This is a genomic window from uncultured Cohaesibacter sp. (assembly GCF_963556055.3).
Classification (GTDB): Bacteria; Pseudomonadota; Alphaproteobacteria; order Rhizobiales; family Cohaesibacteraceae; genus Cohaesibacter.
In genome coordinates this window covers 62,965-78,994 of sequence record NZ_CAUVYE020000011.1, presented here as the reverse complement: position 1 = coordinate 78,994, position 16,030 = coordinate 62,965, and the positions used below count along the sequence as shown (strand labels likewise).

The following is a 16,030-nucleotide window of genomic DNA, read 5'->3' as shown; positions in this document are numbered from 1 at the left end:
TCAAGCCCTTCATATCGCTCTAGGCCTAGAGAGACACCCAATTCACCAAAGGCAGAGACATATGAACAAGACCCGCCCTCCCTTGGATATTCTCCTTTGCGCACCGCGCGGCTTTTGCGCTGGTGTTGATCGCGCTATCCAGATCGTCGAGCTGGCCTTGAAGACCTACGGCGCACCGGTCTATGTCCGTCACGAGATCGTCCACAACAAATTCGTCGTCGAAGGACTGAAGGCCAAGGGCGCGATCTTTGTCGAGGAGCTGGACGAAATTCCTCAGACGAGCCAACCGGTTATCTTTTCCGCCCATGGCGTTCCAAAATCGGTGCCCGAGGATGCCAAGGCGAAAAACTTCTTCTATCTCGATGCCACTTGTCCCCTTGTCTCCAAGGTTCACAAGGAAGCCGTATTGCATGATCGGCGTGGTCACGAAGTGTTGTTGATCGGGCATGCCGGGCACCCCGAAGTGATCGGTACCATGGGCCAGTTGGCCGACAAGGTGGTCACGCTGATCGAGACAGTTGAGGATGTCGAGTCTCTTGAGCCGAAAGATCCGGACAATCTGGCCTGGATCACCCAGACGACCCTGTCTGTGGATGACACCGCCGACATTGTCGCCGCATTGCAGCGCCGCTTCCCCAATATCAAGGGCCCGAACAAGGATGACATCTGCTACGCCACCACCAACCGACAGGAAGCAGTGAAACGGGTGGCCCCCAGAGCCGACGTGATGATCGTGGTCGGTGCGCCCAACAGCTCCAATTCCAAGCGCCTGAGGGAAGTGGGAGAGCGGGCCGGCTGTCGCCAGTCCATTCTGCTTCAACGCGCGACCGATATCGATTGGGACAGCCTTGGCGACATCTCTTCGGTGGCCATTACAGCGGGGGCCTCGGCACCTGAAATTCTGGTCGAAGAGGTGATAGATGCCTTTTCCACGCATTATGATGTGACGGTCGAGGTCATCACCATTGCTCAAGAGGATATGGTCTTCAATATCCCGCGAGAGCTGCGCGAGGCCGCCATTGCCAAGGGCGTTCTTGAAGCTGGCCCGATTGCTGAGCCGGTGAAATAGGGACCACCCGGTCAAGGGGTCAGGTCCAGCAGGAAAAACCGGAAAGAACCAAAAAAAAGAGCCAGAAGGAAAAGAAAGGGCTACATATGGCGGTCTATACCGAGGTCAGCGACGAAGAATTGAGTGCATTCGTTGCCAGCTACGACATTGGCGCGCTCACCTCCTACAAGGGTATCGCAGAGGGGGTGGAGAATTCCAATTTCCTGGTCCAGACAGAGACCGGCCCCTATATTCTGACGCTCTATGAAAAGCGGGTGAACCCATCCGATCTGCCCTTTTTCCTCGGCCTGATGGAGCATTTGTCCGAGCGCGGGCTCAATTGCCCGACACCGCTGAAAAACAACAAGGGCAAAAGTCTGGGCCATCTGGCTGGGCGCCCCGCCGCCTTGGTCACCTTCCTTGAAGGCATGTGGGTTCACCGACCCAGCGTTGAGCAATGCGAACAGTTGGGGCAAGCCATGGCCAAGATGCACAAGGCCGGTGAGGGCTTTGAGTTGACGCGCACCAATGCCCTGTCGGTGGCGGGCTGGCGGCCTCTGTTTGCCATGTGCGCCAATCGGGCCAATGAAGTGCAACCCGGTCTTCAGGCTGAAATCGAGTCCGAGCTTGAATTTTTCGAAATCCATTGGCCAAGGGATCTGCCCAAGGGCGTCATTCATGCCGACCTTTTTGTCGACAATGTCTTCTTCCTCAAGGGAGCCCTTTCCGGCATCATCGATTTCTATTTTGCCTGCAATGATCTGCTCGCCTATGACATCGCCATATGTCTCAATGCATGGTGTTTCGAGCCCGACGACATGTTCAACGTCACCAAGGCACGGGCCATGATCAAGGGATACCAGTCGGTAAGGCAACTGACGCTGGACGAATATGTTGCCTTGCCGTTGCTCGCAAGGGGGGCGGCTCTGCGCTTCCACCTGACCCGGCTCTATGATTGGCTCAATGTGCCTCCCGGAGCTGTGGTTACCCCCAAGGATCCGATCGAATATCTCAAGAAGCTGCGCTTTCATCGCTCCATCAGAACGCCCATGGACTATGGCATCGAGCGCTAGCGGCGGGGCCGGTCCCATGCGTCCAAGGTGGTAGGGAGCAGGGAGGAAGGCTTCATAAAGATGTCGTTTTCTTCAGAAAGGCTGGGAAAGCTGAGGGCTGCCCCGGACACGAGAGGATAGACTCATGAAAAGACTGCTGACTTTTGTATTGTTGCTCGGCACTCTGCTGCTGTCGGGTTGTTTCTTGCAGGCCCACAAGCCCCTGATGGACAAGGCGGAGCGGATCACCCCGCTCCCCGATCATTTTGCCGCCTATATGCTGGAAGATGACACCGGTGAGGTCACCAAGAGCGACGATGGCGAGCCCAGTCTCTTCGTTGGCGAGAGGCTGGAAAGCAATCTTTATCGCTATGAACTCGTCTCTGGCGACAAGGATGACATCGGCGATCAGAATTACGTCGCCTTCTATGCCTTCCCGACGCTGCCCGACGGTATTCTCATCGAAATGATGGAGCAGGAAGACAAGGACGAGGTTGCCTATTTCGCAGGGCGGATCAATGCCGATGGCTTGAAATATTACATGATGAATGTGAGCGACCAGCTGCAAGCCGAGGCCGACCGGCAGGGGATCGACCTCAAGGATGATTATGTTGGCAGCAAAAAGGATTTGCTGGCCTATATCAGCCTCTGGCTCAAGGATGAAAGTTCCGCACATTTCAGAAGCAACAGCAATGAGGGTGCATCCGTCATGCATATCCTGAAATAGGTACATGACGGACACGGACCGCCATCGCGTGCCGTGCATGTGTGGCAGGCAACCACAAAGAGGCCGGACGAGGCCGTCGCAAGGGGTAAGAGGATGACATGAGCTGTAGGATCGGCACCACCCAGAGGGACGACCCGTTTCTTTTTCGCAACCATTATCCATTGCCCGTAAGGGTGATGGTGGGGCTGTTCGGTGTCGTGCTCTGGCTTTTGCCCTACGCTCTGCTCATAGCCCCACAGTGGAACCATTTCAGCTGGCTTCTTGTCCCCTACGGCCTGTTGGGGCTTGCAGGCGCTGCGGCGGGCTCCTCTTTCCTGCTTTCGGCCAGTCTTGGTGAAGCTCGTGAGACACGGCTCGATCTTGACAATCAGCAGCTCATACAGACCGCGCGCGACTGGCTCATGCGCCGCCGTAAGACCGTGACCGCCTTCGCCGATATCTCTATCCTTGAGATGCACCAACCCCATTGGGCAACCGAGGAAACTGTCCTGACGATACACCCCGTGCTTGAAAATGGCGATAGCCTGCCAGCCTTCGGGTCCTTTCCATCGCGGCAAGAGGCCGACAAGATCCGCATTCTGATGGGCCATCGCCCCGAGGGGGCATCGGAGGAAATGCAGACCTGGACCGGGGTTGAGTTGTCGGCCCTCAAGAAGAGCATCAAGGCGCAGGAAAAGATCCGGGAATTGCAGGGCGAAGAGGGGCAGGGCAGACCTTCGCCTCAAGACAAGACACCACTCCGCCGCCTGCACTGATCAAGGGCAGAGGGGAGACCTGTGCTCAAGGGCAGGGGAGGAGAAAAGGCTTTTCTTCCGGCAGTGTGATCGGTCCCGATTTCAACAGCATCGCCACAGATTGGACAACGGATCTGAAGGTTGCCCGGCAACAACAGGCATGGCCTGAGCGCACCACATCCCGCACGGGAGGTCAGCACTGGCACCGGCCTTGCCAAACAGGAGATTGGCAAGGGCACACGAGGTCAGAGAGAATAGGCGGGTCAGTTCAGTGCTTCGAAGCCGGCCTTGAAGCCATCAAGCGCAATCGGAATGCCAATGCCTTCTTCAGGCGTCTGGAAGACGATGAAAGTTGCCAGTTGACCGGTTTCCAGCAGATTGATCAGCTTTTCATCCATGATCACTTCCGCGATGCAGCCCTGAGGCAGACAGCGCACAAAGCCCGCTCGACCCACATCGGTGGTGTCGATCTTGAGGCCAAGCCCATGCGGCAGAAGCACCCCGAGCGGGGTCAGAACGCGCAGAATGCGGGCCGACTGGTCAGCCGTTTTCAGAACGATCACGGTAAGGCCGACATTGTCGCGATCCGCAGCGGTGACATATTGCATCAACGCACATTGCTCGGACGGAGCGCCGGGAGGTGTATCACAACGGATTTCCCAATCGCCGCTTTTCGAGCGTACATTGCTCTGGGACGGGGCGGCGTAGGACTCGGCCATCTGGGTGTTGCCTTGCACCTCGGTTGTCGTGACAGGCCTTGCCTGGGTCGAAGTGGTGGTGTTTTGCTGCTGGCTGGTGTCTTGCGCGACGGGTTGATCTCCTCCCCTCTGCCAGAACAGCATCAGGCCGACTGCGATAAGGCAGACCAGCAAAACAGCGACTGCGATTAAGATCCAACGCATTTTGTTGCTGGAGGAATGATCCGGTGCGTTTTGGGTACTCATTGAAAGCTTCACCTTGAAAATTGCTCATGAAGGCCAGGAAGAGTGGCGAATGCCAGTCGTGCGATCTATTTGCCTGATTCGCTGCTGAAATGTCTTGCGATTGCTTCTGAATCTACCAGTATGTTTGAATTGTGGCGACAAAATAGTGGGAAAAAATATGAGTTGGATTGTCACTTGCCGCATAATTTCATTCGGCGGCTCGAGCAGACAACCATTCTCCGGTCGCATAGTCCGACCGCTTGCCCGCTCCGGGCTTTGATTTTAAACGCTATTCAACTTTTGTTGAAAAATATCTCGGGAAAGCATTGACCTTACAGGCTGAAAAGTCCATGTGTCTGGCGAAAAGCGCCAAGTCATGATGCGTGGTGAGCCAACTCGAGACCATGAGTCGGGGAAATTTAGAATGCTGGTTATTTTTGACTGCGACGGCACATTGATCGATTCCGAAATCATCTGGGCCAAAGCGACTATTGAGGTTTTTGCTGAAGAAGATCTCGAAATGGAGCTTGACGAGTATAACGGCACCTATGCGGGAATGACCAACCGGGAGATCATCCAGCAGATCGAAGAGGAAATCGAGCGCTCGCTTCCTCACGATATCATGCAGCGGATCGAGGACCGGGCGATGCAGAAGATCGAAAAGCTCGAAGTCATCGAAGGGGCTCACGAGCTGCTCGACATGCTCGACTACCCTCGCTGCATCTGCTCGAACACCGGTTCCGAGATGCTGGAAGCCAATCTGCGCAGAACTAACCTCTGGGATCGCTTCCGCCCCTATGTCTATTCGGCCATGGAAGTTGGCACCAAAGCGCCGAAACCCGACCCCAATGTTTTCCTGCATGCAGCAAGCACGCTTGATGTCGCCCCCGACCAGTGTTTTGTTCTGGAAGACAGCGTTCATGGCGTTCATGCCGCCTCCGAGGCCGGCATGCGCGTCATCGGCTTCATCGGTGCCAGCCACACCTATCCCGGCCACGGTGAACATCTGATGGATGCTGGTGCCGAAACCGTGATCAGACGTCTGGTCGATCTGCCCGCAACGCTCGAAGCGCTCAAGGAATGGCAGGACAAATAGGCAATGCCCCGATTTTTGGGGCATTTTAATCCTCTGTTTAGCCTAATCAGACAAAGCCTAAAATTTTAATCTATAAAAACAACAGGCGATTGTCTGTTTTTACCATTTATGAATGCGACCGTGTTTTGGTTTACCGTAACAACAAAACACAGGGACGGCGAAAATGGGAATGAGGGGCGGAAAAAGGGATTGCAATGCCTTTGGTCAGGCTTTGCGCATAAACGCCCGTATTCTCTTGCTGGTCATCCTTGCGGCTCTGCCTGCCATCGCCGTCGATGCCAAAGAACTGCCTTGCCCAAAAGAAAGAGTGATACTGTCCGTTTTCGGCAAGATCAGTCATCAGAATTATGAAGGCGTCGCCAAACTGGACCGGCCGATGCTTGCATCCATCGGCATGACAATGCTCAACACTCATTCGGTCTATTCCACCAATGCCCATGACTGGAACGGGGTGCTGATGCGGGATTTGCTCGCATATGTCGGCGCACATGGCCAAGAAGTCGAGTTTCGAGCTCTTGACGGATATCACATCACCATACCTGTTTCGGATTTCTTCGATTTCGATGTGCTGCTCGCCATGCAGCGCGATGGGCAGGATCTGAGCATAAGATCGCGCGGCCCGACCCGCCTCATTTATCCGATAGACAACAATAGAGCCCTCAGAAGCCAGAAATACACACCACGATTTGTCTGGCAGATCGAGAAGATGACCGTCAAATGAAGATTTATTCCAAACTTCTCGCTGCGGCCTATTTTTTCTCGGTTGCGATGCTACTGCTTCTGGAATTCACGCAATTTCAGGAAGTGGATCGTCTTCGCGTACAGATTTCCCAGAGCTATGAACTGATTTCCGGCCGTGACGAAGGCGTGCGGCTGGAGCTTGAATACAGGCGCCTGCGAGGCAAGCTCGCCGAATATGTTTTCCGTGTGCCTCAGAAAAAGATGGATGACGGTCAGTATGTCCTGGTCGAACAGGAACAGACCGTTGATCATCAGGAAGTCATGGTCTGGTTTGACATTTTCTGGAGCCGTGTATTTGGCATACGCCAGACAAGCAGCGGGTTGCCCGAAGAGCACGCCAACAGATTTGGCGCTCTGGTCGATGACATGAGAGACGTGCTGCGGGAAATCGATCCGCTGGTGCGGGATCTGCAACCGGGTGACTGGCAGACATTTGAAACAATAAGCGCAAAGCTCGCCTCCTATAGCGAAGAGATTTCGGACATCGCCACGACAATTGCCCAGGTGCGTGTCAACAAGGCCGCTGAATTGCAGCAGCGCTTGAATGATGCTCTGGTCTCGATGGATTCCCTGTTCTTGACCTCGGCTGCGGGCATGGTTCTGATCTTGACCCTGTTCGGCACCGAGGCTTTCAGAGCACGCAGAGAGGAAGGCAAGATCAAGAGTCGGGAGGCACGTGTGCGCTTTCTGGCCGAGCATGATTCGCTCACCGGCCTTGGCAACCGCAGTTATCTCAATCAGAAGATGGCACAATTCATCAAGCATTCGGAAGAAACCGGAGAAGGTTTCACGATGCTGCTGCTTGATCTGGACAAGTTCAAGGATGTCAACGACACCCATGGCCATCCGATTGGCGACCGGCTTTTGAAAAAGGCGGCAGCGCGCCTGACCGGTATTTTCTCTGCCACCCATGACACAATCGCTCGCATCGGTGGAGATGAGTTTGCCGTTTTGACCCGCATGGACCTTGTTCATACGGAATTGGCTGCGAACCGCGTCATTGATGCCTTGTCTTCGGCCTTCGAGCTAAGCGGCAATGACATCAGGATTTCCACCTCCATCGGTATATCGCGGTATCCTGACTTGTCTCATACGGCAGAAGAGCTTTTGCGAGACGCCGATCTGGCGCTCTATGAAGCCAAGAATAGAGGGCGTCAAACATACTATCTTTATGAGCCGACACTGAGTGTTGCGATCAATAACCGTGTACGTCTTGAATCCGACCTGCGCATGGCGATTCAACAAGACGGGCTTGGCCTTGAAGTCTACTATCAGCCACAGGTTACCTATGGGCGCTCGTCGGATCGTTATCACATCACAGGTGTTGAGGCGCTCGTGCGCTGGTTCCATCCGGAGCAAGGTCAGATCCCGACCATTGAATTCATCGAGATTGCAGAAAATGCAGGCCTGATCGGCCAACTGTCAGACTGGATCGTCCGTCAGGCCTGTCTCGATGTCGTTTCCTGGCACAATCTTGGCTACATGATCAATCTGTCGGTCAATCTCTCACCGTTCCAGTTGAACAATCCCAAGCTGCCCGAGGAACTGAACCGGCATCTTGATCATATCGGCCTTGATCCGGCCTATCTGACCCTCGAGATAACCGAGAGTGCCGATGTGCGCGACACCAAGGCGGCAACCGAACTGCTTTCCCAGCTCACGGACCGCGGCATCTCGCTGGCCATGGATGATTTCGGCACCGGCTATTCGAATCTTGGCTATCTGAAAAGCCTGCCGCTCGATACGCTCAAGATCGACCGTTCCTTCGTCATGCAGATCGAGGAAAAGGAAGAAGACCGCAAACTGGTTCGCGGCATCATCAATCTTGCTCAGGGCATGGGGCTGAAGGTCGTTGCCGAAGGGGTGGAAACCATCGATCAGGTCGCATTCCTGAGAGCGGAAAAATGCGATACATTCCAAGGGTATCTTTATGGTCATCCGATGCACAAGCTTGCCATCATGACCATGCTGGCTCAGTCCTTCCACAAGGAAAACAGTTTTGCCGATCCAGCCTGCACCAAAGTCCGCGTCAACGATTAGGCGAACGCAGACGGCAGCCTTCCCCCTTCAATCTCACATCTCTTCTTGCGTGCAAGCCCTTGATGGGGCGGGCAAATCATCTCGGCTGTCCCGCTGAGGCTGAGGCTGAGGCTGAGGATGAGGGCTTTTCGGCTGCCCGTGGGGGGCAGAAAATGATGACCCGCGAGAAGCCTTGCAATCGGGGTCATCACATCTGGTAAAGCGCGTGGAGAAGGGCCCTAGGGGTCAGCCTTCTTCTGCGACCAGTGCCTTGTAGGCATCTTCATCAAGAAGGTCTTCGAGCTGGCTCTTGTCCGCGATTTTCATTTTGAGGAACCAGGCGTCGCCCTCGGCATCGCTATTGACCATGGCCGGATCGTCTTCGAGCTTGTCATTGACTTCGGTAACTTCCCCGTCAATCGGGGCATAGACTTCGGATGCGGCCTTGACGCTTTCGACAACGGCGGCTTCATCGCCTTTTTCCAGCTCCTTGCCAATCTCCGGCAGCTCGACAAAAACGATATCACCCAGTTGCTCTTGCGCATGGTCGGTGATTCCTACGGTGGCGATAGAGCCGTTCACTTCAACCCATTCATGGTCTTCGGTGTAATAGATAGTCATTGATCAGGTCCTTCCTGGATCATCAAACAATGGGGAAACCCATACGATTTTCATCAAGGTCAATTCAGTCAGCTTTTCCGGACATAGCGCTGTGGAACAAATGGCATGGCGGCGACCTCTGCCTCCAGTGCCTTGTTTCGTACAATCAGATTGAGCTTTGTGCCCGGTGCAGCAAAGGAGGGCGTGACATATCCCATGGCGATAGGGGTCTTGAGGCTGGGGGCAAACCCGCCCGAGGTGACTATGCCAATGTCATTGCCATTCAGATCCGTAATCGTCGCACCTTCCCTTGCTGGTGCCTTGCCCGCAAGCCGAAGACCGATCCGAATGCGGTGAGGGCCGTTTTCCAGCCCGGACAGAATTCGGTCCGAACCGGGAAAGGCCTTGTCCTCGCGGCGGCTTTTCTGAATGGCCCAGCCAAGATCGGCCTCGGCCGGATCGATGCTGTCATCAAGGTCATGGCCGTAAAGGCACAGCCCGCTTTCAAGCCGCAGGCTGTCGCGCGCGCCAAGCCCGGCAGGCTCGACCTCTGGCTCTGCGAGCAGCAGACGCGCCAGAGCGTCTGCATCCTTGGCCGCACAGGAAAGCTCGAACCCGTCTTCGCCGGTATAGCCGCAACGGGAAAGACCTATTGCAATGTCACCGATCCGGTCCTGAGTCTGGGACATGAAGGTCAGGCTATCCGCTTTGGTGGAATGCCGGGCAAGGGCATCAATCGCCTTGGGACCCTGCAACGCAATGAGTGCCTTGTCGTCGAAGCGTGTCAGCTTGATTCCTGCGGGCAAATTGGCTTCAAGGAAGGCATAATCCTTTTCCTTGCAGGCCCCGTTGACGACCAGCATCAATCTGCCGTCAAGGGCAGGATCTTCCGGACGCGTGACGATGAAATCGTCAATGATGCCACCATCCTGATTGAGCAGAACGCTATAGCGCATGCGCCCCGGCTTGAGCTTGGTAAAAGCCGAAGGGGTCAGCGCTTCCAGCGCCTTCGCCGTGGTTTCATGATCGGGGCCTTCGAGCATGGCCTGTCCCATATGCGAGACATCGAACAGCGCTGCGGCCTCGCGGCAATGGACATGCTCGGCCATGATGCCGGCCGGATAGCGCACCGGCAGGGCATAGCCAGCAAAATCGACCAGACTGCCGCCCAGTTCTTCATGAAGCGTAAAAAGGGGAGTGTGCTTTGCCGAACTCAAATCAGCCATGACAGGTCTCTCTCTTCTTCTGGCGCCGGGTTGCGGGCGCCTTCGGGTTGCACGGGTGCGAAACGGAAAGGCCTTGCAAAGCCGGATCCAGATGCATCGGTGCCTCCTCTGTCGCAGAACCTGAGAGATTTCCCGCCTCCTTAAGCCAGAGCCAAAAGAGACAGCTGCTTCCTTCGGTGAGCCGAACGAGAGGCACAAGAACTGGGCCTGTTACGAACGACTTCTTTCCAGAGCGTCGCTGGCCGGGCGGTCCCTTGTGCCTGAGAGTTTCCGAGGCGGTTGCTCCTTCGGCGCTGCCTCAAGACATGCGACCATGGCAACATGTCCGGCAGCTCTCCCGCTGGCCTGGTGTCGTACCGTTCAAGGACGGCAGGACGACAGGATCGCGACATCAATCCTGTGAGCCAAAGGTGCGTGCGCCCTTGAATAAAGTCAAGCGCAATATTTTCGCGCAAGGCTGATTTTGCAGGGATTGTAAAAATCGAGAAAACAGGATCGGCCTGTTCCGCGCAAGCCATCCTGTCTGGCTATCGCAATTCTTGGCGTCTGACCGCGCAATATCAAGCTGCCGCGTTATCAGGCCGCGGCTTTTTCCGCCAGCACCAGATGGCCATAGATCGGCTTGCCTTCGTCAAGACGGACGATGATCATTTCGAAATGCTTCACCTCCATCCCGTTCTCTGCAAGCAGAGCCCGAACATAGCTTTCCGCATGGGCAAAGCGCTGCTTGCGGCCGACCTTGTAATTGACCCCTCCGAACTCCTCTTCGGGCAAAGTCTCGGAGGAAAAGGCAAACAGCCCCCCGGCATCAAGGCAGCGGCTGACATGGTGGAACTTCTCTTCCAGGGCGCCCAGATAGGGCAGGACATCGGTCGAGACAATGAGATCCCAGCCGGATGCCTCGCCCTGACCGTCATCCTCGATTTCTTTCAGAAATTCGACAACGTCACCCGCATAAAGGTCGTCATAGACTTCCTTGTCATAGGCTTCGTCCAGCATGCCCGTTGAAATGTCGACGCCGATCATGTGGTCGACATTTTCCTTGAGCGATATCCCGGTGAGCCCTGTCCCGCAGCCCAGATCAAGCATGCGGGCAAACTGCCGTCCGGGCTGATATTTGACAATCATCTCGCGCACCATCATCGGTACCGCATAGCCCAGATCATCGACAAGAATCTGCTCAAAGGCCGCCGCATGCTGATCGAACAGAGTTGCCACATAGGCGACAGGCGCTTTCTCCGGGGAAGGGCCGCGCTCCATGGAAGCAAGCCGCACTGAAGCGCCGGTATGATCATCCGGGTCGATCTCTAGCACCTTTTTATAAACCTCTGCTGCCTCGTCGAACTGACCGGATTTCTCAAGGGAAAGGGCAGTGTTGTAGGCTTCCTGAAGGGCGTCGATATCGATTTCGGTCATGGCTGTGGTCCGGACTTGAGGCAATGATGCAATGTGCCGCTAGAACTACACGTGTGGAAGCGCTCAGGCAAGCGGCTTGCGCACCCTGAATGCTCTCTGCACATGGCCAGAGAACATAAAACATGGTGTCAATTTCAAACAATATCCTCCCAAGGAGTGACCGGCTTATATGCCGCTGTATGCAAGGCTTGACCTTGCAATATTGCCACTGTTGTGATGATAAGGGGGCTTTGACGAGCAAAGTCACGTTTCTCACAGATGGAGCCTGTTCGGGCAATCCGGGGCCTTGCCCCAATCGCCCGCAGCGCGTATGCGCGAGGACGCGAAAAGCCTGAAAGCGGCCGCCGGAAAGACAACAAGGAATCAAGATGAGCAAAGTCACGATCTACACAGATGGAGCCTGTTCGGGCAATCCGGGGCCTTGCCCCAGTCGCCCGCAGCGCGTATGCGCGAGGACGCGAAAAGCCTGAAAGCGGCCGCCGGAAAGACAACAAGGAATCAAGATGAGCAAAGTCACGATCTACACAGATGGAGCCTGTTCGGGCAATCCGGGGCCTTGCCCCAGTCGCCCGCAGCGCGTATGCGCGAGGACGCGAAAAGCCTGAAAGCGGCCGCCGGAAAGACAACAAGGAATCAAGATGAGCAAAGTCACGATCTACACAGATGGAGCCTGTTCGGGCAATCCGGGTCCCGGCGGCTGGGGGGCGTTGCTGACCTTCGGTGCGCATGAGAAAGAGCTTTGTGGCGGCGACGCCGAGACCACCAACAACCGGATGGAGTTGCAGGCCGCAATAGAAGCGCTCAATGCTCTCAACCGCCCTTGTGAGATCGATCTCTATACCGACAGTCAATATGTCAGGGGCGGCATAACCGGCTGGATCTATGGCTGGAAGAAAAACGGCTGGAAAACCGCAGCCAAAAAGCCGGTCAAGAATGCCGAACTGTGGCAGGCGCTGGATGAGGCCCTGCAACGGCACACCGTCGAATGGCACTGGGTCAAGGGTCATGCGGGAGAGGAAGGCAATGAACGGGCCGACGAGCTTGCCCGTCGCGGCATGGCCCCTTTCAAGGGCTGATGGGCGCGGAAGCTCCGGGAAGGCCGTCGGGCTTTGACATCGAATCACGAAGCTCTATTCATGAAGAATGACGCATGAAGAATAGCGCATCAGACAAAACAAAAGGCAGGCTCCTGAGAGCCTGCCTGACGTTAGGTGTGTGAGTACGTGCTATTAATTCAAACTTGTGTGACCCCGCATTAGCGACGGGTCGCAAGGATCGACAGGCGACGCAGGCCTGCTCCTGGCAACTCACGGACATCGGTTGCCTGACTGGTAAAGACCAGGCCGGCAATTTCGCCCTGCTGCCAGGCGAGATTGGCATCCACCAGTTTCCCGCTTTTGCGATCGACAAGGGCAAGGCTCCGGGGCAGTTTGCGATCATCCTCGATCACGATCTTCATGCCACTGGCACTTTCGTCCCTGATCTCGCAATGAAGGCTTTCGGTGAAATTCTCCATGAACAGCCTGCCGTGTTTTTTCACGTCACGCCTGTGTTTTTGCCTGCGATCCAGATTTTGCAGCAGACTGGAAATGAACGAAGACTCTGCGATCTTCAACATGAGAGTGTCCCCACCTCTCTGGGATTGAATTCATTTCATCGTCAACCTTGAATGGAACGATAAACTTTCACTTCAAATTTTATAGAATTTACCTGTCAATTTCACCGAGGAATTGAAAAGGGCGTTAATGAAGCGTTAAGGGGTTTTGGGATTGGGTGCCATGGGTTGATTCGCTGAGTAGATTCAATCATTTGTAATGGTTAATCCGATCATGGGCCAAAAGACCCATGCTGTGACTAAATTTGATTTGAGGCTGTTTTGGACCGCCTTTTCCAGAGAATGGAATCTCTGTAAAAACGCGAAACGCACATCCGCAATCGCGCTTCACTCCGGAACGAAATAGGTACGTCTGGGGATAAAAAAAATGAAAAATCGAGCGCAAAAAAATTTTAAAAAACCACTGTCAAATTTCTTGACACAACCCGATCCCAGATTCATCAGAGGCTTATCGATCTGCTTTCTGGGGATTTGTGGATATTGTAAAAAGTGCTTGCCCGGTGAAGTGGATAATCTTGCGAAAAGAATCATTTTCAAATGCGTTCGGGATTGTAACACTGCCATCCATGACTTCCTCGGAACGGAACAAGGCCTGCTAACGACGGTTTGGTTTTTCAGATCGGCGTCAGGGAAAAAGGGCCTTTTTTGAACGCAAGGGTTGTGGAGAGGCAAGGGCAATCGTGATTGTTGTTTTGCGATCTCTTGTCCGGGGTGTCATTTGTCATGTGGACGTCAGGTGCGGCACATCTGGGATTTCTGCGTGACAACAGGATGGCAAGACCAGAAACGAAAGGCGAAGCTGACGTGAACAAGACAGACAAAGCGGTAGAGATCGGTGCCTATTTTGAACAGTTCATCTCTGAGCAGGTGGCAAATGGTCGTTTCTCCAATGACAAGGAAGTTCTACAGGCAGGCCTGAGACTTCTTGAAGAGCGGGAGTTGCGGATTCATCTGACCAAGAGCAGACTGGACAAGGACGGTTCGATTGCCTCTGACGATCTGGCCGCTTCTACGGCTGAAGCGGGAGATGTATCAAAGTCTGTCACGGAAACCATACGGGCGCTCGCAACAGCAGCAACCGACACTGACATCGACCTTCCCCCGATTCCCGTCACAAAAGGCTTGCTCCGCTCACAGATCGCGGCGGAATAGTTCTCCGACATTTGCAGTGGAACAAAAGAACGCTTTTCAAAGAGAGCAGCGCGAAGCCGTGCTGCTTTCTTTTTTGTAAGGCATGTTCGGCATCATGCTAACCTCTTGCCCTCGATATTGCGACGATGTAGTGTGCCGCGCGAGCAGCTGAAGCTTGCACCAACCACATCAGAGTCGTGCAGAACAAAAGGGCTTGAAAATCGTGAAATATGTGAGCACGCGGGGCGCGGCCCCTGAACTTGGCTTTTGTGATGCAATTCTTGCAGGGCTCGCCGGGGACGGCGGCCTCTATGTGCCGAGAAACTGGCCTGTTCTGAGCGATGAGGAAATCGCTTCGCTTGCAGGCAAGAGCTATGCAGACATCGCATTTGCTGTCATGTGGCCCTATGTCGAGGGAGAGATCCCGCAAGAGACATTCCGCACCATGATTTCCGAGGCCTATGCATCCTTCCGGCATGAAGCGGTGGTCCCTCTGGTCCAGACCGGAGCCAACGAGTTTATCCTTGAGCTGTTCCACGGCCCGACCCTTGCCTTCAAGGATGTGGCGATGCAATTGCTCGCCCGGCTGATGGATTATGCGCTGGAGCAGACCGGTGCCCGCGCCACCATAGTCGGGGCGACATCGGGTGATACCGGCGGTGCGGCCATCGAAGCCTTCAAGGGGCGCAGCAATACCGACATTTTCATTCTCTTCCCCAATGGCAAGGTGTCTCCGGTGCAGCAGCGCCAGATGACCTCGGTTCTTGACGACAATGTCCATTGCATTGCGCTCAATGGCAATTTCGACGACTGCCAGACCCTGCTCAAGGAAATGTTCGCCCATACGAGCTTCCGCGACCAGATCGCCATGTCCGGGGTCAATTCGATCAACTGGGGCCGGATCATGGCCCAGATCGTCTATTATTTCTCTGCTGCCCTGTCTTTGGGAGCACCGGCCCGCCCTGTTTCCTTCACGGTGCCGACGGGCAATTTCGGCGATATCTTCGCTGGCTTCGTGGCAAAGCAGATGGGGCTGCCCATCGACAAGCTGGTCATCGCAACCAACCAGAATGACATTCTGGCCCGGACGCTGGAGAGCGGCAACTACGAAGTGCGCGGCGTCACTCCTTCGGTATCGCCCAGCATGGACATACAGGTTTCCTCGAATTTCGAACGTCTCCTGTTTGAAGTGCACGACAGGGATAGCCAGGCGGTCAACCGCATGATGTCGGGGCTCAAACAGTCCGGCTCCTTCTCGATTGCCGAGGAACCGCTGGCGCGTCTGCGCGATCTGTTCGCCGCAGACCGGGCGAGCGAGGAAAACACCGCAGCCACCATAAAGTCGGTTCTCGAGACATGCGGTTATCTGCTCGATCCCCATTCCGCCGTTGGTGTTCATGTCGCCCGTACCCTTGCAAGGGAAGGGATCGGCGACGCCCCGATGATTGTGCTGAGTACCGCTCATCCGGCTAAATTCCCCGCGGCTGTGAAGGCTGCCAGTGGCCACTATCCCGATCTTCCGGTCTGGCTGGGTGATCTGATGGATCGGCAAGAACGCCTGACCGTCATTGACAACAAGCTCGAAGAAGTCGAGGCCTTCATTCTGGAAAGGTCTCGCGCCGCTGCCCTTGGAGACAAGTAGAGCGAGATGCTCAAGGGGCCGAGCAGCCATGCCCGGCCTTTTCAATTGATGCCTTGCACG

General features: G+C 55.1%; 15 protein-coding genes and 1 riboswitch. Of the genes, 10 read left to right on the top strand and 5 right to left on the bottom strand.

What is annotated here, in order from left to right; all coding sequences use genetic code 11:
• Window positions 1–61: 61 nt before the first annotated feature.
• The 4 genes from ispH to ACHZB8_RS06190 all read left to right on the top strand — a co-directional run bounded on the left by ispH (window position 62) and on the right by ACHZB8_RS06190 (window position 3,582).
• Window positions 62–1,069, top strand: coding sequence for a 4-hydroxy-3-methylbut-2-enyl diphosphate reductase (gene ispH / locus ACHZB8_RS06205; protein ID WP_316859397.1), 1,008 nt, complete (start codon window positions 62–64; stop codon window positions 1,067–1,069).
• A gap of 86 nt (window positions 1,070–1,155) precedes the next feature.
• Window positions 1,156–2,121 (top strand): homoserine kinase, encoded by a 966-nt coding sequence (locus ACHZB8_RS06200; protein ID WP_316859396.1) that lies wholly within the window; start codon window positions 1,156–1,158, stop codon window positions 2,119–2,121.
• Between the two features lie 124 nt (window positions 2,122–2,245).
• On the top strand, window positions 2,246–2,827 hold the full coding sequence (locus ACHZB8_RS06195) for a hypothetical protein (protein ID WP_316859395.1): 582 nt from the start codon (window positions 2,246–2,248) through the stop codon (window positions 2,825–2,827).
• 98 nt (window positions 2,828–2,925) lie between these two features.
• Window positions 2,926–3,582 carry a hypothetical protein gene (locus ACHZB8_RS06190; protein WP_316859394.1) on the top strand — a complete coding sequence of 219 codons (657 nt, stop codon included), beginning with the start codon at window positions 2,926–2,928 and terminating at the stop codon, window positions 3,580–3,582.
• Between the two features lie 242 nt (window positions 3,583–3,824).
• Here the strand turns inward: ACHZB8_RS06190 and ACHZB8_RS06185 are convergent, their stop codons facing one another.
• On the bottom strand, window positions 3,825–4,505 hold the full coding sequence (locus tag ACHZB8_RS06185; protein WP_316859393.1) for an invasion associated locus B family protein: 681 nt from the start codon (window positions 4,503–4,505) through the stop codon (window positions 3,825–3,827).
• 403 nt (window positions 4,506–4,908) lie between these two features.
• Here ACHZB8_RS06185 and ACHZB8_RS06180 point away from each other — a divergent pair, with 403 nt between their 5' ends.
• The 3 genes from ACHZB8_RS06180 (at window position 4,909) to ACHZB8_RS06170 (ending at window position 8,361) form a co-directional block, all read left to right on the top strand.
• Complete coding sequence (locus ACHZB8_RS06180; RefSeq protein ID WP_316859392.1) at window positions 4,909–5,580, top strand: HAD-IA family hydrolase; 672 nt, start codon at window positions 4,909–4,911, stop codon at window positions 5,578–5,580.
• A gap of 163 nt (window positions 5,581–5,743) precedes the next feature.
• Window positions 5,744–6,301: a molybdopterin-dependent oxidoreductase gene (locus tag ACHZB8_RS06175; RefSeq protein ID WP_316859391.1), complete on the top strand. Its 558-nt coding sequence runs from the start codon at window positions 5,744–5,746 to the stop codon at window positions 6,299–6,301.
• The gene (locus ACHZB8_RS06170) at window positions 6,298–8,361 is read left to right on the top strand and encodes an EAL domain-containing protein (protein WP_316859390.1); all 2,064 of its coding nucleotides are present in this window, start codon (window positions 6,298–6,300) and stop codon (window positions 8,359–8,361) included. The genes ACHZB8_RS06175 and ACHZB8_RS06170 overlap by 4 nt, the downstream gene beginning before the upstream one ends.
• Before the next feature lie 225 nt (window positions 8,362–8,586).
• Here the strand turns inward: ACHZB8_RS06170 and gcvH are convergent, their stop codons facing one another.
• The 3 genes from gcvH to ACHZB8_RS06155 form a co-directional block, all read right to left on the bottom strand.
• The gene (gene gcvH, locus ACHZB8_RS06165) at window positions 8,587–8,961 is read right to left on the bottom strand and encodes a glycine cleavage system protein GcvH (protein WP_316859389.1); all 375 of its coding nucleotides are present in this window, start codon (window positions 8,959–8,961) and stop codon (window positions 8,587–8,589) included.
• A gap of 68 nt (window positions 8,962–9,029) precedes the next feature.
• On the bottom strand, window positions 9,030–10,166 hold the full coding sequence (gcvT, locus tag ACHZB8_RS06160) for a glycine cleavage system aminomethyltransferase GcvT (RefSeq protein WP_316859388.1): 1,137 nt from the start codon (window positions 10,164–10,166) through the stop codon (window positions 9,030–9,032).
• Between the two features lie 237 nt (window positions 10,167–10,403).
• Window positions 10,404–10,516: riboswitch (glycine riboswitch) on the bottom strand.
• A 226-nt stretch (window positions 10,517–10,742) separates the two neighbouring features.
• Window positions 10,743–11,582 carry a methyltransferase gene (locus ACHZB8_RS06155; RefSeq protein WP_316859387.1) on the bottom strand — a complete coding sequence of 280 codons (840 nt, stop codon included), beginning with the start codon at window positions 11,580–11,582 and terminating at the stop codon, window positions 10,743–10,745.
• Window positions 11,583–12,220: 638 nt separating this feature from the next.
• Between ACHZB8_RS06155 and rnhA the strand changes: the two genes are divergently transcribed.
• The gene (rnhA, locus tag ACHZB8_RS06150; RefSeq protein WP_316859386.1) at window positions 12,221–12,658 is read left to right on the top strand and encodes a ribonuclease HI; all 438 of its coding nucleotides are present in this window, start codon (window positions 12,221–12,223) and stop codon (window positions 12,656–12,658) included.
• Between the two features lie 179 nt (window positions 12,659–12,837).
• Here the strand turns inward: rnhA and ACHZB8_RS06145 are convergent, their stop codons facing one another.
• A complete protein-coding gene (locus ACHZB8_RS06145) occupies window positions 12,838–13,200 on the bottom strand; it encodes a hypothetical protein (RefSeq protein WP_316859385.1) in 363 nt (120 codons plus the stop codon).
• A gap of 768 nt (window positions 13,201–13,968) precedes the next feature.
• Between ACHZB8_RS06145 and ACHZB8_RS06140 the strand changes: the two genes are divergently transcribed.
• Window positions 13,969–14,349: a type II toxin-antitoxin system ParD family antitoxin gene (locus ACHZB8_RS06140; RefSeq protein WP_316859384.1), complete on the top strand. Its 381-nt coding sequence runs from the start codon at window positions 13,969–13,971 to the stop codon at window positions 14,347–14,349.
• A 202-nt stretch (window positions 14,350–14,551) separates the two neighbouring features.
• Complete coding sequence (thrC, locus tag ACHZB8_RS06135) at window positions 14,552–15,970, top strand: threonine synthase (RefSeq protein WP_316859425.1); 1,419 nt, start codon at window positions 14,552–14,554, stop codon at window positions 15,968–15,970.
• The last annotated feature ends 60 nt before the right edge of the window (window positions 15,971–16,030 follow it).